The following is a 14744-nucleotide window of genomic DNA, read 5'->3' as shown; positions in this document are numbered from 1 at the left end:
GCCCCGGCAAACCTTCCCGGCAGCACTAGGCGGTTTCCCGCAGGTCATGCGGGGCCCGCGAGGCAGCCGCCCGGCGTGCCTGCCGGGCCCGCGCGCGGCACCCTGGAGGCATGGTCCGAGCCAACGACCAGGTCGAGGCGCTGCTCCAGGAGTACGCGGACCTCATCGCGATCCGGGGCGGGGAGGCCTTCAAGGCGCGCGCCTACGAGAAGGCCGCTCGTGCCGTCGGGGGCTACCCGCAGGACGTCTCGACGCTCGGCGCCAAGGGCCTGTGCGAGATCCCCCACGTCGGCAAGTCGGTCGCCGACAAGATCGTCGAGTACCTGCGGACCGGCCGTATGTCCGTCATCGAGGAGGCCAGGACGTTCGTGCCGGCCGGCGTGCGCGAGCTGGTCACGATTCCGGGACTGGGGCCGCGCAAGGCCATGGTCCTCTACGAGGAGCTGGGCATCGCCTCCGTCGACCAGCTGCTCGACGCCATCCACCAGGAGCGGCTGCGCGATCTGAAGGGTTTCGGCGAGCGGACGGAGGACAAGATCCTGCACGGCATCGCGGTGCTGCAGAAGGCCGGCGAGGGCCGGATCCTCGTCGGCGCGGCCATGGACATCGCCGAGCAGCTCGTCGCCGAGCTGTCGGACGTCCCCGGATGCGTCCGCTGCACGTACGCGGGCTCCCTGCGCCGGATGAAGGAGACCATCGGCGACGTCGACATCCTGGTGGCGGCGCGCCGCTCGGCTCCGTTCATGGAGGCCCTCACCTCCCTCCCCTCCACGGCCGAGGTCATCGCGCGGGGGGAGAAGAAGACGTCCGTACGGACCGCCACGGGTCTCCAGGTGGACCTACGGGTGCTGCCCCCCGACTCCTGGGGCGCCGGGCTGCAGTACTTCACCGGCTCCAAGGCGCACAACATCCGCACGCGCGCACTCGCGGTACGCCAGGGCCTCAAGCTCTCCGAGTACGGGCTCTTCGACACCGAGAGCGGGGAGACCGTCACCTCCGCGACCGAGGAGGAGATCTACGCCAGGCTCGGACTGCCCTGGATACCGCCGACGCTGCGCGAGGACCGCGGCGAGATCGCGGCCGGGCTGCGCGGCGAACTCCCCGACCTCCTGACGGAGAAGGACATCCGCGGCGATCTGCACACCCACACCGACCTCACCGACGGGCTGGCCCCGCTGGAGGAGATGATCGCCGCCGCTGCCGCCCGCGGCTACGCGTACTACGCGGTCACCGACCACGCCCCGAACCTGTACATGCAGCGCATGACCAGCGAGAAGATCCTCGCCCAGCGCGAGCGCGTACGCGCCCTGGACGGCACGTACCACCGGATGCGGCTGCTGCACGGCACGGAACTCAACATCGGCCCGGACGGCGCGCTGGACTGGCCCGACGAGTTCCTCGCGGACTTCGACATCTGCGTGGCCTCCATCCACTCCCACTTCGACCAGAGCAGGCAGGAACTCACCCGCCGTCTCATCCGCGCCTGCGAGAACCCGAACGTGGCCGTCATCGGCCATCCCACGACCCGCCGGATCGGCAAGCGCCCGGGCATCGACGCCGACTTCGACGCGGTCTTCGCGGCGTGCGCGCGGACGGGGACCGCCCTGGAGATCAACGCACACCCCGAGCGGCTCGACCTGGGCGACGAGGACATCCTGAGCGCGAAACGGTACGGCGTGAAGTTCGCGGTGAATTCCGACGCGCATGCCACCACGCATCTGCCGTACATGCGCTACGGGGTGGGGACGGCGCAGCGCGGCTGGCTGACCAAGGACGACGTCATCAACACGTGGCCGCTGACGAAGCTGCGACGGTTCCTGGGCAGCAAGGGCAGCTGACGGCGGTCGGCGAGCGGGCGCCGGCGGGCCGGTTGCGCGCGCTCAGTGCTCCCGGTCCGGAGCGTGGCCCGGCTCTTCGCCCGGTTCTTCGCCCGGTTCTTCGCCCGCGACGAGGAGTTCGCCGACCGACTCCGCGAGGACGGCGCGGGCGGCGGCGGGCATGCCCGCGTCGGTCACGAACCAGTCGGCCTGGTCGAGCGCGGCGAAACCGCTGAGCCCGACCACCCCCCACTTGCTGTGGTCGGCCACGACGGCCACCCGCCGTGCCGAGGCGACCAGGGCCCGGTTGGTCTGGGCCTCCATGAGGTTGGGGGTGGTCAGCCCGGCGCCTTCCGCCACTCCGTGTGCGCCGAGGACGAGCAGGTCCACGTGGAGGGAACCGATCACCAGGTCGGCGAGCGGGCCGACCAGCGCGGCCGAGGGGGTGGGGGAGCCGCCGGTGAGCAGCAGCGTGGGGGCCCCGGCCCCGGCCCCGCCGTCGCGGCCGGCAGCAGCCCGTACCAGCTCCGCCACCGGAAGGGAGTTGGTGACGATCGTGAGCCGCGGGACGTCGAGCAGCCGGGCGGCGACCGCGTGCGCGGTGGTGCCGCCCGAGACCGCGACCACGCTGCCCGGTTCCACCAGCGCGGCGGCCGTGTCCGCGATGGCGGCCTTGGCGTCGCCCTCCAGATCGGCCTTGGCGTCGAATCCGGGCTCGTGCCCGCTGGCCCCGGCCGGAACAACGGCCCCGCCGTAGACCTTCTCCACGAGGCCGCGCCGGGCGAGGGCGTCCAGGTCCCGGCGGATGGTCATGTCCGAGACACCGAGCCGGCCGACCAGGTCCGCCACCCGTACCGCGCCGTCGCGCCGGACCGCGTCCAGGATGAGCGCGCGTCGCTGGTGGGCAAGTTGGGCAGCCTGCTCGGCCACGGGTCACTCCCAGGGGTCGGCGGATTCGGTCAGGAGGTCGCAAGGTAGCACGGCAGTGTTGTTGGGGTTTGAGGAAAACTTGCCCCGGGCCCTGGTGGATGATGTTTGAAAATGTTTATTCTTGGCGGGTGAAGAAGACCCTCGCGAAACTCGCGGACGGCCGCGAACTGATCTACTTCGACTCCGGCGAAGGCGCCGTACGCGATGCGCCGGACCTGCGCCCGCTCGACCGCGTGCACAGCCGGCCGGAACTGCGGCGGGACGAGGCGACCGGTGACTGGATCACGATCGCCTCCCACCGGCAGGGCCGCACCTACCACCCGCCCGCCGGTGAGTGCCCCCTCTGCCCCTCCCGGGACGGCCGGCTGAGTGAAATCCCCGCCGCCGACTACGAGGTGGCGGTCTTCGAGAACCGCTTCCCCTCCCTCGCGGGCGAGGCCGGACGCTGCGAGGTCGTGTGCTTCACCCCGGAGCACGAGGCCCGGTTCGCCGACCTCACCCCGGCCGCCGCCCGCCTGGTCCTGGACGCGTGGACCGACCGCACCGCCGAGCTCTCCGCGCCGGCGGGCGTGGAGCAGGTGTACTGCTTCGAGAACCGCGGGGCCGAAATCGGGGTGACGCTCGCCCACCCGCACGGCCAGATCTACGCCTTCCCCTTCGTCACGCCGCGCACCGCCAAGATGGCGGCCGCCGCGGCCGCCCACCGCGCCGCCACCGGACGCAACCTCTTCGAGGACCTGCTGGCAGGCGCCCGCGCCGCTACCGAGCGGGTGGTGACGGCCGGCGAGCACTGGACCGCCTTCGTTCCCTACGCCGCCCGCTGGCCGTACGAGGTCCACCTCTACCCGCACCGCCGCGTCCCCGACCTGACCTGCCTCACCGAGGCGGAGCGGGCCGAGTTCCCGGGCATCTACCTGGACCTGCTGCGCCGGTTCGACCGGCTCTTCCCCCTGCCGGGGCAGCCGGGGCAGGCGGCTCCCGCGCCGTACATTTCTGCCTGGCACCAGGCGCCCCGTACCCAGGGCGCGGAACTGGCCCTGCACCTGGAACTGTTCACGGTCCGCCGGACCCCGGACAAGCTGAAGTTCCTCGCCGGGACGGAATCCGGGACGGAAGCATTCATCAACGACGTGGCCCCCGAGGCGGCCGCGCGGCGACTTCGGGAGGCCCTGGCGTGAGCCGGACCGTTCAGTGGGACGACGACCTCCGGGCCGACCGGGTCGCGGACACCTTCCGGAAGCTCTTCGGAGGCTCCCCCGACGGGGTCTGGGCGGCACCGGGCCGGGTCAACCTGATCGGCGAGCACACCGACTACAACGACGGTTTCGCCCTCCCGATCGCCCTCCCGCAGACCACCCTGCTCGCCGCCCGCCCCCGCACGGACGGGCGGCTGCGGCTGCACAGCGCGCAGGGTGACGGCCGGGTCATCGACCTGGCGCCGGCCGCGCTGGCCCCCGGCGCGGTGCCCGGCTGGGCCGGCTACCCGGTCGGCGTGGTCTGGGCCCTCGCCGAGGCGGGACACCCGGTCGGCGCGGGTGCGGACCTCCACTTCGACAGCACGGTGCCCACCGGAGCCGGCCTCTCCTCCTCCGCCGCGCTGGAGTGCGCGGTCGCCGTCGCGTACGACGAGCTGTACGGGCTGCGGCTGCCCCGGCCCGAACTGGCCCGGATCGCGCAGCGCGCGGAGAACGCCTTCGTCGGCGTCCCCTGCGGGATCATGGATCAGATGGCGTCCGTCTGCTGCACCGCCGAGGCCGCCCTCCATCTCGACGCCCGTACCCCGGAGCGCCACCGGCAGGTGCCCTTCGACCTGCACGGCCAGGGGCTGCGGCTGCTGGTGATCGACACCCGGGTCACCCACGACCTCGGCGACGGAGCGTACGCCGCCCTGCGCGCCGGCTGCGAACGCGCGGCGGCGCTGCTCGGCCTGCCCGCCCTGCGCGACCTGCCCGCCGGGGAACTCCCGCGGGCGCTGGACACCCTGCCCGCGGAACTCGCCCCCCTGGTCCGTCACGTCGCGACCGAGAACGCCCGGGTCGCGGAAGCCGTCGACCGGCTGCTGGAGGGCAAGGTCGCGGCCCTCGGCCCGATCCTCACCGCCGGGCACGCCTCGCTCCGCGACGACTACCGCGTCTCCTGCCCGGAGACCGACCTCGCCGTGACCGCCGCGCTGCGTGCCGGGGCACTCGGCGCCCGGATGACCGGCGGCGGCTTCGGCGGCTCGGTCATCGCGCTGGTGGAGGCCGGGCGGGAGAGCGCGGTGGGCGGGTCCGTCACGACCGCCTTCAGCACGGCCGGCCACCGCCCCCCGCGCATCCTCGACGCCGCCCCCGCCGCCGGGGCCCGCCGCCTCGGAACGCGGTAGCCGGGGCGGGAGCGCGGCGGAGGAGGGACACGGCACCTGGGCGGTCCTCAACTCCGGAACGGCGGGCCGCGCTTGCGGCATCCTCGGCGGAGGCGACCGGCGCGCCACCCACTGGAACCGGCTGCTCACCACCCCGCTCTGCCGCAAGCTGTGATGATGGAGTAGTCACCAGTACCAGTCACCGTCAGCACGAGGGAGCGACCCCGCAGATGCCCACTTCCGGTTCCGGCCCGAGGCCGCCGACGATCGCCGATGTCGCGCGGGTCGCCGGGGTGTCGCGCACGACGGTGTCGCACGCCCTCAACGGGATCGGCAAGGTCGACCCCCGGACCCGGGAGCGCATCAAGCAGGTCGCCGGCGAGCTCGGCTACCGGCCCAACCTGCGGGCCCAGCGGCTGCGGCGCGGGCAGGCCCGGGCGATCGCGCTGGCCTCGTCCATGCCCTTCGCGGTGGCCGGAGGGCCGTCCCGGCTGGGGTTCTACATGGAGGTCGCCGCCGCTGCCGCCGAGAGCGCCCTCATACACGACTACGCGCTGGTGCTCGTGCCGCCTGTGATGTCCGGGTCCGCCCTGTACTCCGTCGACATCGACGGGGCCATCGTCGTGGAGCCCGACGTGGACGACGCGGCGGTGGCCGTACTGAAGGAGCGCGGCCTGCCCTACGTGGCACTCGGCAGGCCCGTGTCGCCGGACGAGGACGCGTCGTACGTCGATCTGCACGGAGGGCTCGTGGCCGAGCTGTTGCTCGCCCACCTGCACGAGCAGGGCGCCCGGCAGCCGGCCCTCTTCATCGGATCCGGTTCACGGCACTCGTCGGTCGACGCGCGCGCCGCCTTCGTGCGGGCCGCCGAGACGTACGGCTGGGAGCCGATCGTGGCGACGGCGCCCGAGGCGGGCGGCGAAGAGGCCGGATACGAGGGCTGCGCGGCCCTGCTCGCCCAACACCCCGGCATCGACGCGGTCTGCGCGCTGGTGGACGCCTTCGCGGTGGGCGCGGTGCGAGCGGTCCGGGACAGCGGGCGCTCGGTCCCGGACGACGTCATGGTCGTCACCCGGTACGACGGTCTGCGCGCCCGTACCTGCGAGCCGCCGCTGACCGCTGTCGACCTGCGCCTGGACCGGGCGGCGGCCGACGCGGTGGACCTGCTGCTGGGCCGGCTGCGCGGTGACGTCACCGGCACGAGGGTGGCGACGGCTCCGGAGCCGCGGGTGATCGCCCGTGCCTCCTCCCTGCGGGGCGCGGCCGCGCCGTGAGCCCCGCCGCCGGGTCCGGTTCCGGTTCCGGCGGCGGGGCGGCGGGGCAACGCGGCAGGGACGCGCCGCCCCGGTTCATGGGGGGACGGTCAGAGCCCGATCATGAGCACCAGCCCCGAGACCAAGGCGAAGACCAGCACGAACAGACGCATCCGCCGCGCGTCCAGCCGGTGGTGCACCAAGCGGCTCAGCCACGCCCCCGCGGCGATCGCGGGCACCAGCGCGAGCGCCCACCCGAGGTCCGCGGGATTCCCCTTCCCCGTCGCGAACAGCAGCAGCAGCGAAGCGACTTCACCGACGAGGAAGCACGCGGCAACGGTAGAACGCAGTTCGGCGGGCGGCCGGTGCTGGTAGACCAGCGCCAGCGGTGGTCCGCCCACCCCCGTGGCGGTCTCCGTCAGGCCGGTCACCAGGCCCGCGCCCACATAGGCGGCGCGGCCGGGCGTGAACGCGGGCGCGGCCAGGCTCACGACGGCCGCCAACACGGTGGCGAGGCCGACGAACAGGCCGAGGTGCCGGTCCGGGATCAGCCAGAGCAGGGCCAGACCGCCGGGCGTCGCGGCGAGCCGCGCGGCGGTGATCCAGCCTGCGCCGCGCACATCGAGTGAGGCCCTTTCGCGCCAGGCGACGTACACGTTGAGGGGGATCATCGCCGCCAGGACGAACACCGGCACCAGGCCGGGATCGAGGATGCCCGCGACCGGGGCGACGATCAGGGCGAAGCCGAGTCCGCTGCTGCCCTGTACGAACGCGGCGGCGGTCACCGTGACGGCGAGCACCACCAGGATCAGCGGGGTCACCGTGCGGTGCTCCGTTCCCGTGCCTGCGTGGAGGTGGGGTGTACGCGGGTGATGGCGGCCCTTCCCACGGTGGCCCGGGCCAGGCCGGCCGCCTGCCGCACGAGCGCGGGGCCGTCCCAGTCGACGGGGCGGCCGCACCACAGGCGCATGCGGCCCGCGACGAACACGGCGGTGAGCTGGTCGCGGTTGCCGCGCCGCACCAGCTCCCAGGGCAGGTCCCAGGACAGCGCGAGCTCGGGGTTGGTGACGTCGACGAGGAGGAAGTCGGCGGCCAGGCCCTCGGCGATCGTGCCGGTCCGCGCGCCGAGGCCGACGGCGTCGGCGCCGCCGCGCGTGGCGTGCTCCAGCCAGGTCCAGCCGGCGCCGCACGACGAGTCGCCGGTGGCCAGCCCGTAGGCGATCCGCTGGGCGAACTCGGCCGCCTCGGCGAGCCGGAACCCGTCGCCCCTGGTGCCGTCCGTGCCGAGACCGAAGCGGACGCCGCGTTCGGCCAGGGCGGTGGCCGGCGCGACGGCGTTGCCCTTCCAGGCGCTGGCGACGGGGTTGTAGCTGACGGCCGTCCCGGTGTCGGCGAGCAGGGTGATCTCGCGGGGCGTGAGGAGGGTGGCGTGCGCGGCGAGGAGTTGGGGGCCGAGTGCGCCGATCGCGTGCAGGTGCTCCAGGGGGCGCAGCCCATGGCGTACGAGCGAGCGCTCGACACCGGCCAGGTGCTCGTTGACGTGGATCTGTACGACGGCTCCGGCCTCTGCGGCGAGGCGGGCCGTGCCCCGTAGCGTCTGCTCGGTGGCTGCCTCGGGGACGGAGACGGCGAGGGAGGGGTGGACCAGCGGGTCGTCCGCGTAGCGCGCGAGATGCTTCTCGGCGTTGTCCAGGACGGAGGGATCGCCGTTCTCGGCGTCGTTGCAGACCAGTCCCAGCACGCACCGGATGCCGGCGTCGCGGGCGGCGGACGCGACCACCTCGACGTCGACACCGGCGCGGGTGCCGGCATCGGCGACGGTGGTGAAACCGCCGCGCAAGGCTTCGTACGCGGCCAGCTTGGCGGCCACGTAGGCCGATTCCTCGTCCAGCGCGCCCTCCAGCGGCACCCACACCCTGCGGAAGATCTCCGAGGGCTCCCCGAAGGCGAGCGCGGAACCGAAGCTCTGCGTGAGGTGGTGGTGGGAGTCGACGAATCCGGGCATCAGGAGGTGGCCGGGCAGTCGTACGGGGTCGAGGTGCGGATGCTCGCGCACCAGCTCCCCGGCGGGTCCCACGGCGCGGAAGGAGCCGTCGGCGACGACGACCGCGTGGCCGTCGGCGGGGCCTTCGGGCAGCAGGACGGCGTCCGGCAGCAGGAGCAAAGGCCCTGAGGTGTCCAGTAGGTCGGGGGTGAGCTGGTTCATCGGTTGCTTTCCGTACGGGCGGTGGCCAGGCGGGCGGTGATGCCCGGCCTGACGTGGTGGAAGAGGATGTTGAGGACCGCGGCGACGGTCGCGCCGACGGCGACGCCGCTTTCGAGGAGGATGCGGACGTTCGGTGGGAAGCCGCCGTACACGCCGGGGACCAGGATCGGCAGCAGGCCGAGCGCGAGCGCGACCGCGCAGATGAAGGTGCTCGTGTGCTTGTCGAGGTCGGAACGCCCCAGCATCTGCACGCCGAGGACGGTGATCACGGCGAAGACGACCATCGCGGTGCCGCCGACGACCGCGGCGGGAATGACGCTGATCGCCCGGGTCACGGGCGCGAGGAACCCGATGACGATCAGGACGAGCCCGGCCGCGGCGGTCACGAACCGGCTGCGCACGCCGGTGACGCGGACGATACCGATGTTCTCGCCGCTGGTGACCATGAGAGGCAGTCCGAAGAACCCGCCGAAGAGCGAGGTGAGCGCGTCGCCGCGGACGGTCTTGGGGACGGCGGTGCGCGTGTCGATCTCCTTGCCGACGGCTTCGGCGTTGATGACGGTCTGGCCGGTCGCCTCCGCCATGGAGGCGAGGCTGTAGAGCATCAGGGGCAGCGCGGCGACCAGGTTGAACTGGGGTGAGCCGAACGGCATCAGCTGCGGCACGGTGAGCAGGCCGCCGTCGGTGGCGCGGCCGAGGTCGACGGCGCCGAGGAACGCGGCGAGAGCGGTGCCGGCGAGAAGCCCGAGCATGACCGCGAGCTGGCGCAGGATGCCGCTGGAGAGTAGGTAGAAGGCGACGGTGAAGCCGATGGTGGCCAGGCCGAGCCCGAGGTTGGCGGGGTCGGCGAAGCCGGGTTGGCCGGGGCGCCCGGTGACGAGGACCGCGCCGACCTTCACCAGGTTGACGCCCACGATGACGATCATCGTGCCGATGACGAGGGCCGGGAAGAAGGCGAGCAGCCTGGAGAAGACGGGCAGTACGACGAAGGTGAAGGCGGCGGTGAGGAGCACCGCGCCGGTGGCCGTGGGCAGGCCGTGCTGTTCGGCGATGGCGAGGAACAGGATGAGGGGCGCGCCCCCCGGCAGCATCACGAAAGGCAACCGCGGCCCGAACTTCCACGGGCCGAGCGACTGGATCAGGGATCCGACTCCGGAGAGCACGAAGGCCGCGGAAAGCAGGTTGACGGTGAGGCCGGGGCTGAGGTGGAGGGTGGCGCTCATCAGGAAGATCGCCGAGATGGGGGTGGCGGCCATGACGAGGACGTGCTGGACGCCGAAGAGCAGGATCCGGCCCAGGGGCCGGGATTCGTCGACGGGGTGGGGCGTGGCGGGCGCGGGCGAGGCAGGGGGAGCCGGGTGCTCGGCACCGGGCAGGGTCTGGCGGGGACTTGACACGTTCGAGCTCCGTTCGGGCGGTGCTGCACGCTCGGGTTCTTCAGCCGCGATCCGGCCCTGGACGGTGAGCCAAATCGATTTGGCCAAATCGATTTGGCCGCCAGTATCCGAGGGCAGCGGCCCAGCGTCAAGACGTCGCGTAGCCGGAAGCCGGCGGAGGTGGAGACATGCGAAGGGTTTCCTCGCATGGTGTGCGGGCGTGTGCCGGGGCGGCGGCTGCGCGGAGCCCTTCGCCGCCGCGGGGCGGGACGGGTACACCGCGCGGACGGGCGGCGCGCCCTGGGACCGGCAGAACTGGCTCTCACGCTTCGATCCCGACCCGGAGGTCCGGGGGTGGGCCCGGTGGGACCTGACCCGGTCCCCCGCGGGCGACGGCGAGCTGCGGCTGTGGGCGGACACCTGGGGTGAGGCCTTCTTCGCCTGGGAGCACCTGCGCCGGCTCGCCTACGCGTGCGGTGCACGCTCCGTCGTGGACCCGGTGCTCGTGAAGCCCGAGGCCTGGAACGGCGAGGTCCCCGTATGACCGGCGACGCGGTGGCGGATGACGTCAGGCGATGCCCAGTACCACCGGACCGCCTGCCCGGTCGACCCGGGCCGTCCACCCCGGCGGCAGACGCAGCGACCGGGACGGTGACACCCGGCCCGGGAGCCGTCGGCGCCACAGAAGCCGACCGTCCTGGTGGGCCGTCACCACCGGGGCGGTCAGGGGTTCCCCGGAGCGCAGGAGCAAGGGCCGCCCAGCCGTTCCCGTGATCCGGTTCGGTGCCACCCACACCAGCGGGGGCCGGACGAGCAGCCGCGGGCCGGGGTCCGGCCACGGGGCGCCCGACAGCTGCGCCCGTACCGCGGCCGCCGCGGCCGCGCCTTCCGAGGCCGCCGCGGCGGCGGGTTCGATGCCGTGGAGCGCGTTGCCGACCGCGAAGACACCCGGCGCCGACGTACGGAAGCACGCGTCCACGGCGGGACCGCGCGTGCCCGGGTCCAGGGTGATGCCGCCGCGGCGGGCCAGCTCGTGGTCGGGGATCCAGTCGCCGGTGAAGACCACCGTGTCGCAGGCGAGCCACCCCGACCGGCCGTCCTGGTGGCGGACGGCCACACCCGACAGGCGGCCCCGGCCGCGCAGTTCGGTCACCGTCGTGGCCGTGAGCAGCGCGACCCCGGGCAGGACGGTGCCGCGGGGGCGCTCCGTGACCACGGCCACCACCTCCGCCCCCGCCCGGCGCAGCGTACGTACCGCGTGGCGGGCCACCGGCTCGGCCCCCACCACCACGGCACGCCGGCCGACCTCCTGCCCGTACAGGTGGACCGACTGCTGCAGCTCCCCGGTGGTCAGCACACCCGCCGGACGGGAGCCCGGCACCAGCCGGGCGCTGCGCGGGCGCTCCCGGGCGCCCGTGGCGAGGACGACGGCCCGGGCCGTGATCCGCTCCAGGCCCGCCGGGCTCGTGGTCTCCAGGGACAGCGGGCCGGCCCAGCCGGTGGCGGTGACACCGGTACGGACCGCGGCGCCGGCCGCCACCGCCGCCTCCGTCGACCGCCGTGCGTACACCGGTCCCGTCAGCCAGGGGCGCACGAACCCCCCGAACCCGCCGTGGTGGCAGTGGCGCGGCACCCCGCCCGCCTCCCGCTCGCGCTCCAGGACCTCGACCCGCCCCGCGCCCGCCCCCGCGAGACCGGCGGCCAGGGCCAGCCCGGCGGGGCCGGCGCCGATGACCAGCACGTCGACCATACGGCTCGTACGGTTCACCGGCGGGCCTCCTCGAACAGCGCGCGGACGGCGGCCCCGCAGTGGAAGCCCTGGCATCGGCCGCCCCCCGCGCGCGTACGCCGCCGCAGGCCGTCCAGGGAACCGGGCGGGACGGTCGCCGCGAGCGCGTCGCGGATCTCCCGGCGGGTCACCCGCTCGCAGTGGCAGACGATCCTGCCGTACTCCGGATCCGCCGCGATCATCTCCGCGTCGCGGTACGGCCGGGGGAACGCCTCGCCCAGGTTCGGCATCCGCACCGGCTCCAACTCCCGAGCGCCCGCCACCGGCAGGCCGCCGTCGGCGAGCAGCTCCACCACGTGGGCGGCGATCGCCATCGAGGCGGTCAGGCCGGTCGAGCGGATCCCGCCCGCGGTGACGTAGCGCTGCGCGGGGTGGGCCCGGATCGCGTAGTCCTCGCGCCCGGCGGCGGCCCGCAGCCCGGCGTACACGGCGGTGACCTCCTCCTCCAGAAGCGCCGGCACGATGCGCCGTCCCTTCTCCCGCAGCAGCGCGAGCCCCTCGGCGGTCGATCCGGTGTCCGTCTTGTCGTCCAGATCCTCGGCGGTCGGTCCGAGCATCACGTTCCCGTACACCGTCGGCGACACCAGCACCCCCTTTCCGAGGGCGCCCGGCACCGGCAGCAGGATGTGCCGCACCAGGCTCCGGGCGAGCTCGTCGAAGACGATCAGCTGGCCGCGCCGGGGCGTCACGGTGAGGTCCGCATGGCCGAGGAGCCGGTCGATCTCGTCGGCGTACAGGCCCGCCGCGTTGACCAGGTGGCGGGTGCGCAGTGGCCCCCGGCCGGTGGACAGGGTATACGGGTCGCCCGAAGTGACTGATTCCACACGGCAGTTGAGGTGCAGTTCGACGCCGCCGCGCACCGCCTGCGTCGCGTACGCGAGTGTGGTCGTCCAGGGACAGATGACGGACTCGCCCGGCACGTCGAGCGCCCCCAGCGCCCCGGGCCCGAGCTCCGGCTCGCGGGCCCGCACCTCCTCGGCCGGGACGATCCGGGCCGCACGGTAGCCGTTGCGCACGGCCTTGTCGGCGAGGCCCGGCAGCGCCGCCCGCTGCTCCTCGTCCCAGGCCACGAGGAGCGCCCCGAGCGGTTCCACCGGGATGCCGCTGTCGGCGGCGTACGCGCTGAGCAGCCGCTGTCCCTCCCGGACGAGCCGGGCCTCCAGGGAGCCGGGCACCGCGTCGAAACCGGTGTGCAGGATGGCCGTGTTGGCCTTGGAGGTGCCGTCGCCGACATCGTCGGACGCGTCGACCAGGGCGGTCCGCAGGGGCAGCCGGGCCAGTTCGCGGGCGATCGCCGAGCCCACCACACCGGCGCCGACGACCGTCACGTCGTACTCCCCGCCGGGCAGGGCGCCGCCGGTGGTGACGCTCACGCCGGGCTGTCGTCGCCGAGGAGGGCGGACACCGCCGACCGGAACCGTGCGCGGCGCTCCGCCGCCTGCCCGGCGCTCGCCCTCGGCTCGTAGACGGCGGACGGCTTCCAGTCCGGGACGGCCTCGTGGACGGTGAGCGAGGGGTCGAGCCCGAGCCGGGCGACCGCGCCGACGCCGAGCGCGGTGGCGTCCGGCAGCGCCGACACCTCGACGGGTATCCGGAGCAGATCGGCCTGGGCCTGCATGAGCAGCGCGGACCGGGTCAGCCCGCCGTCGACGCGCAGGGTGGCGAGCGGCGTGCCCAGATCGGCGGCGACGGCGTCCGCCAGCTCCGCGACCTGGGCGGCGATGCCGTCGCACAGGGCGCGCACCAGGTGGCCGGCCGTGGTGTCGAGGCCGAGGCCGGTGACCGAGCCCCGCAGATCCCCCCGCCACCACGGGGCGGCGAGCCCGGCGAGCGCGGGGACGAAGGTGACGCCGCCGGCGTCCGGGACGCTCCCGCCCACGGTGTCGATGTCCTCGGCGCCGGAGATCACGCCGAGCTCGGTGAGCCAGCGCACGGCGGACGCGGCCGTGTACACCTGCCCGTCCAGGCAATAGCTGGTTCGTCCGGCGAGCCGCCAGGCCACACAGCCGGCCAGTCCTGAGGCGCTGCGGCGGGGGAGCGGGCCGGTCTGTGCGAGCAGGAACGCACCTGTGCCGTAGGTGCACTTGGCGGCCCCGGGCTCGGTGACGCTCTGGGCGAGCAGCGCGGCCTGCTGGTCGACGAGCAGCCCCGTCAGCGGCAGCTCGGGCCCGAAGGCGCTGGTGGTGCCGACGCGGGCGTCCCCGTCGACGATCTCCGGCAGCCGCTCGCCCGTGAGGCCGAAGGCGTCGAGCGCCGCGTCCGACCAGCCGACGGTGTCGAGGTCGAGCAGCTGGGTGCGGCCGGCGGTAGCCGCGTCCGTGACGAACGCACCGGTGAGACGGTGCACCAGCCACACGTCGCTGGTGGTCACGACGCCGTGCCGGGTCAGGTGGCGGCGTATCCAGGACATCTTGGGCGCGGCGAAGTACGGGTCGAGCGGCAGACCGGTCGTCTCGTGCAAAAAGGCGGCGTGCGGGGCCAGTTCGGCGCAGAGCTGTTCGGCGCGCCGGTCCTGCCAGACGATCGCGTCGGTCAGCGGCTCACCGCTCGCCGGGTCCCAGGCGAGCACGGTCTCGCCCTGGTTGGCCAGGCCCACCGCCGCCACCGGCTCGCCGGCCGCCGCCAGCGCGGCGCGACCGGCGTCGACGACCGAGTTCAGCAGCTCGCGGGGGTCGACCTCCACCCGGCCGCCCGGCAGGTACCGGGGCCGTACGGGCGCGGAACCGGAGCCGATGACCCCGCGTACCGGACAGACGACGAGGGCCTTGGTCCCCGACGTGCCTTGGTCGACGGCAAGTACCGGGCCCGTCATCACCACTCCGTCCCGTCCAGGTGCCGCACGGTTGACCGTCGCTGGGAAGCCTTCACCAGCGGAGGTCACGCGTCAAGATCCTCCGGTGTCGGCGGGATGCAGATGACTGAAGGTCATATGCCTTCTGTGGCCGGTTACTTGCGTTCGAACAAGAATCTCGAGGGGCGCGCCTACGCTCCCTCTATAGTGATCGCCGATCAACGGGGGGACTGATGAC

Annotated in this window: 12 protein-coding genes; 5 read left to right on the top strand and 7 right to left on the bottom strand. The window is 73.9% G+C overall.

Features of this window, described 5'->3' with window-relative positions; all coding sequences use genetic code 11:
* The first annotated feature begins 110 nt into the window (after window positions 1-110).
* Entirely contained in the window at window positions 111-1838 is a 1728-nt protein-coding gene (gene polX / locus J7E94_RS04530; RefSeq protein WP_215012485.1) for a DNA polymerase/3'-5' exonuclease PolX, read from the top strand.
* A gap of 42 nt (window positions 1839-1880) precedes the next feature.
* On the opposite strand, the gene J7E94_RS04525 is transcribed toward polX, so the two are convergent.
* Window positions 1881-2747, bottom strand: a complete 867-nt coding sequence (locus tag J7E94_RS04525; protein WP_215012484.1) for a DeoR/GlpR family DNA-binding transcription regulator — start codon at window positions 2745-2747, stop codon at window positions 1881-1883.
* Window positions 2748-2875: 128 nt separating this feature from the next.
* Between J7E94_RS04525 and galT the strand changes: the two genes are divergently transcribed.
* From galT to J7E94_RS04510, 3 genes are all read left to right on the top strand, one after another.
* Window positions 2876-3925, top strand: a complete 1050-nt coding sequence (galT, locus tag J7E94_RS04520; RefSeq protein WP_215012483.1) for a galactose-1-phosphate uridylyltransferase — start codon at window positions 2876-2878, stop codon at window positions 3923-3925.
* Window positions 3922-5112: a galactokinase gene (gene galK, locus J7E94_RS04515; RefSeq protein ID WP_215012481.1), complete on the top strand. Its 1191-nt coding sequence runs from the start codon at window positions 3922-3924 to the stop codon at window positions 5110-5112. The genes galT and galK overlap by 4 nt, the downstream gene beginning before the upstream one ends.
* 209 nt (window positions 5113-5321) lie before the next feature.
* Window positions 5322-6365, top strand: coding sequence for a substrate-binding domain-containing protein (locus tag J7E94_RS04510; protein WP_215012479.1), 1044 nt, complete (start codon window positions 5322-5324; stop codon window positions 6363-6365).
* 89 nt (window positions 6366-6454) lie between these two features.
* Here J7E94_RS04510 and J7E94_RS04505 read toward each other — a convergent pair whose 3' ends face one another.
* The 3 genes from J7E94_RS04505 to J7E94_RS04495 are packed head-to-tail and all read right to left on the bottom strand — an operon-like array spanning window position 6455 to window position 9947.
* Window positions 6455-7165: a sulfite exporter TauE/SafE family protein gene (locus J7E94_RS04505; RefSeq protein ID WP_215012477.1), complete on the bottom strand. Its 711-nt coding sequence runs from the start codon at window positions 7163-7165 to the stop codon at window positions 6455-6457.
* A complete protein-coding gene (locus J7E94_RS04500) occupies window positions 7162-8550 on the bottom strand; it encodes an amidohydrolase family protein (RefSeq protein ID WP_215012474.1) in 1389 nt (462 codons plus the stop codon). The genes J7E94_RS04505 and J7E94_RS04500 overlap by 4 nt, the downstream gene beginning before the upstream one ends.
* Window positions 8547-9947, bottom strand: coding sequence for a solute carrier family 23 protein (locus J7E94_RS04495; RefSeq protein ID WP_308344539.1), 1401 nt, complete (start codon window positions 9945-9947; stop codon window positions 8547-8549). The genes J7E94_RS04500 and J7E94_RS04495 overlap by 4 nt, the downstream gene beginning before the upstream one ends.
* 199 nt (window positions 9948-10146) lie before the next feature.
* Between J7E94_RS04495 and J7E94_RS04490 the strand changes: the two genes are divergently transcribed.
* On the top strand, window positions 10147-10470 hold the full coding sequence (locus tag J7E94_RS04490) for a hypothetical protein (RefSeq protein ID WP_215012472.1): 324 nt from the start codon (window positions 10147-10149) through the stop codon (window positions 10468-10470).
* A gap of 24 nt (window positions 10471-10494) precedes the next feature.
* Here J7E94_RS04490 and J7E94_RS04485 read toward each other — a convergent pair whose 3' ends face one another.
* The 3 genes from J7E94_RS04485 to J7E94_RS04475 are packed head-to-tail and all read right to left on the bottom strand — an operon-like array spanning window position 10495 to window position 14527.
* Window positions 10495-11676 carry an FAD-dependent oxidoreductase gene (locus tag J7E94_RS04485; protein ID WP_251056136.1) on the bottom strand — a complete coding sequence of 394 codons (1182 nt, stop codon included), beginning with the start codon at window positions 11674-11676 and terminating at the stop codon, window positions 10495-10497.
* Between the two features lie 14 nt (window positions 11677-11690).
* Window positions 11691-13088: an FAD-dependent oxidoreductase gene (locus J7E94_RS04480; RefSeq protein WP_215012468.1), complete on the bottom strand. Its 1398-nt coding sequence runs from the start codon at window positions 13086-13088 to the stop codon at window positions 11691-11693.
* Window positions 13085-14527: an FGGY family carbohydrate kinase gene (locus tag J7E94_RS04475; RefSeq protein ID WP_215012465.1), complete on the bottom strand. Its 1443-nt coding sequence runs from the start codon at window positions 14525-14527 to the stop codon at window positions 13085-13087. The genes J7E94_RS04480 and J7E94_RS04475 overlap by 4 nt, the downstream gene beginning before the upstream one ends.
* Window positions 14528-14744 lie beyond the last annotated feature (217 nt).

The organism is Streptomyces sp. ISL-94 (assembly GCF_018614075.1).
Taxonomy (GTDB): Bacteria; Actinomycetota; Actinomycetes; order Streptomycetales; family Streptomycetaceae; genus Streptomyces.
Note: the sequence above shows the minus strand (reverse complement) of the source record. Positions and strands in the feature narration are given on the sequence as shown.

Bases quoted from the DNA above. Each gene is read 5' to 3' on its own strand.
- polX (WP_215012485.1), top strand. From the start codon at position 111: ATGGTCCGAGCCAACGACCAGGTCGAGGCGCTGCTCCAGGAGTACGCG.
- J7E94_RS04510 (WP_215012479.1), top strand. From the start codon at position 5,322: ATGCCCACTTCCGGTTCCGGCCCGAGGCCGCCGACGATCGCCGATGTC.
- J7E94_RS04500 (WP_215012474.1), bottom strand. From the start codon at position 8,550: ATGAACCAGCTCACCCCCGACCTACTGGACACCTCAGGGCCTTTGCTC.
- J7E94_RS04485 (WP_251056136.1), bottom strand. From the start codon at position 11,676: ATGGTCGACGTGCTGGTCATCGGCGCCGGCCCCGCCGGGCTGGCCCTG.
- J7E94_RS04475 (WP_215012465.1), bottom strand. From the start codon at position 14,527: ATGACGGGCCCGGTACTTGCCGTCGACCAAGGCACGTCGGGGACCAAG.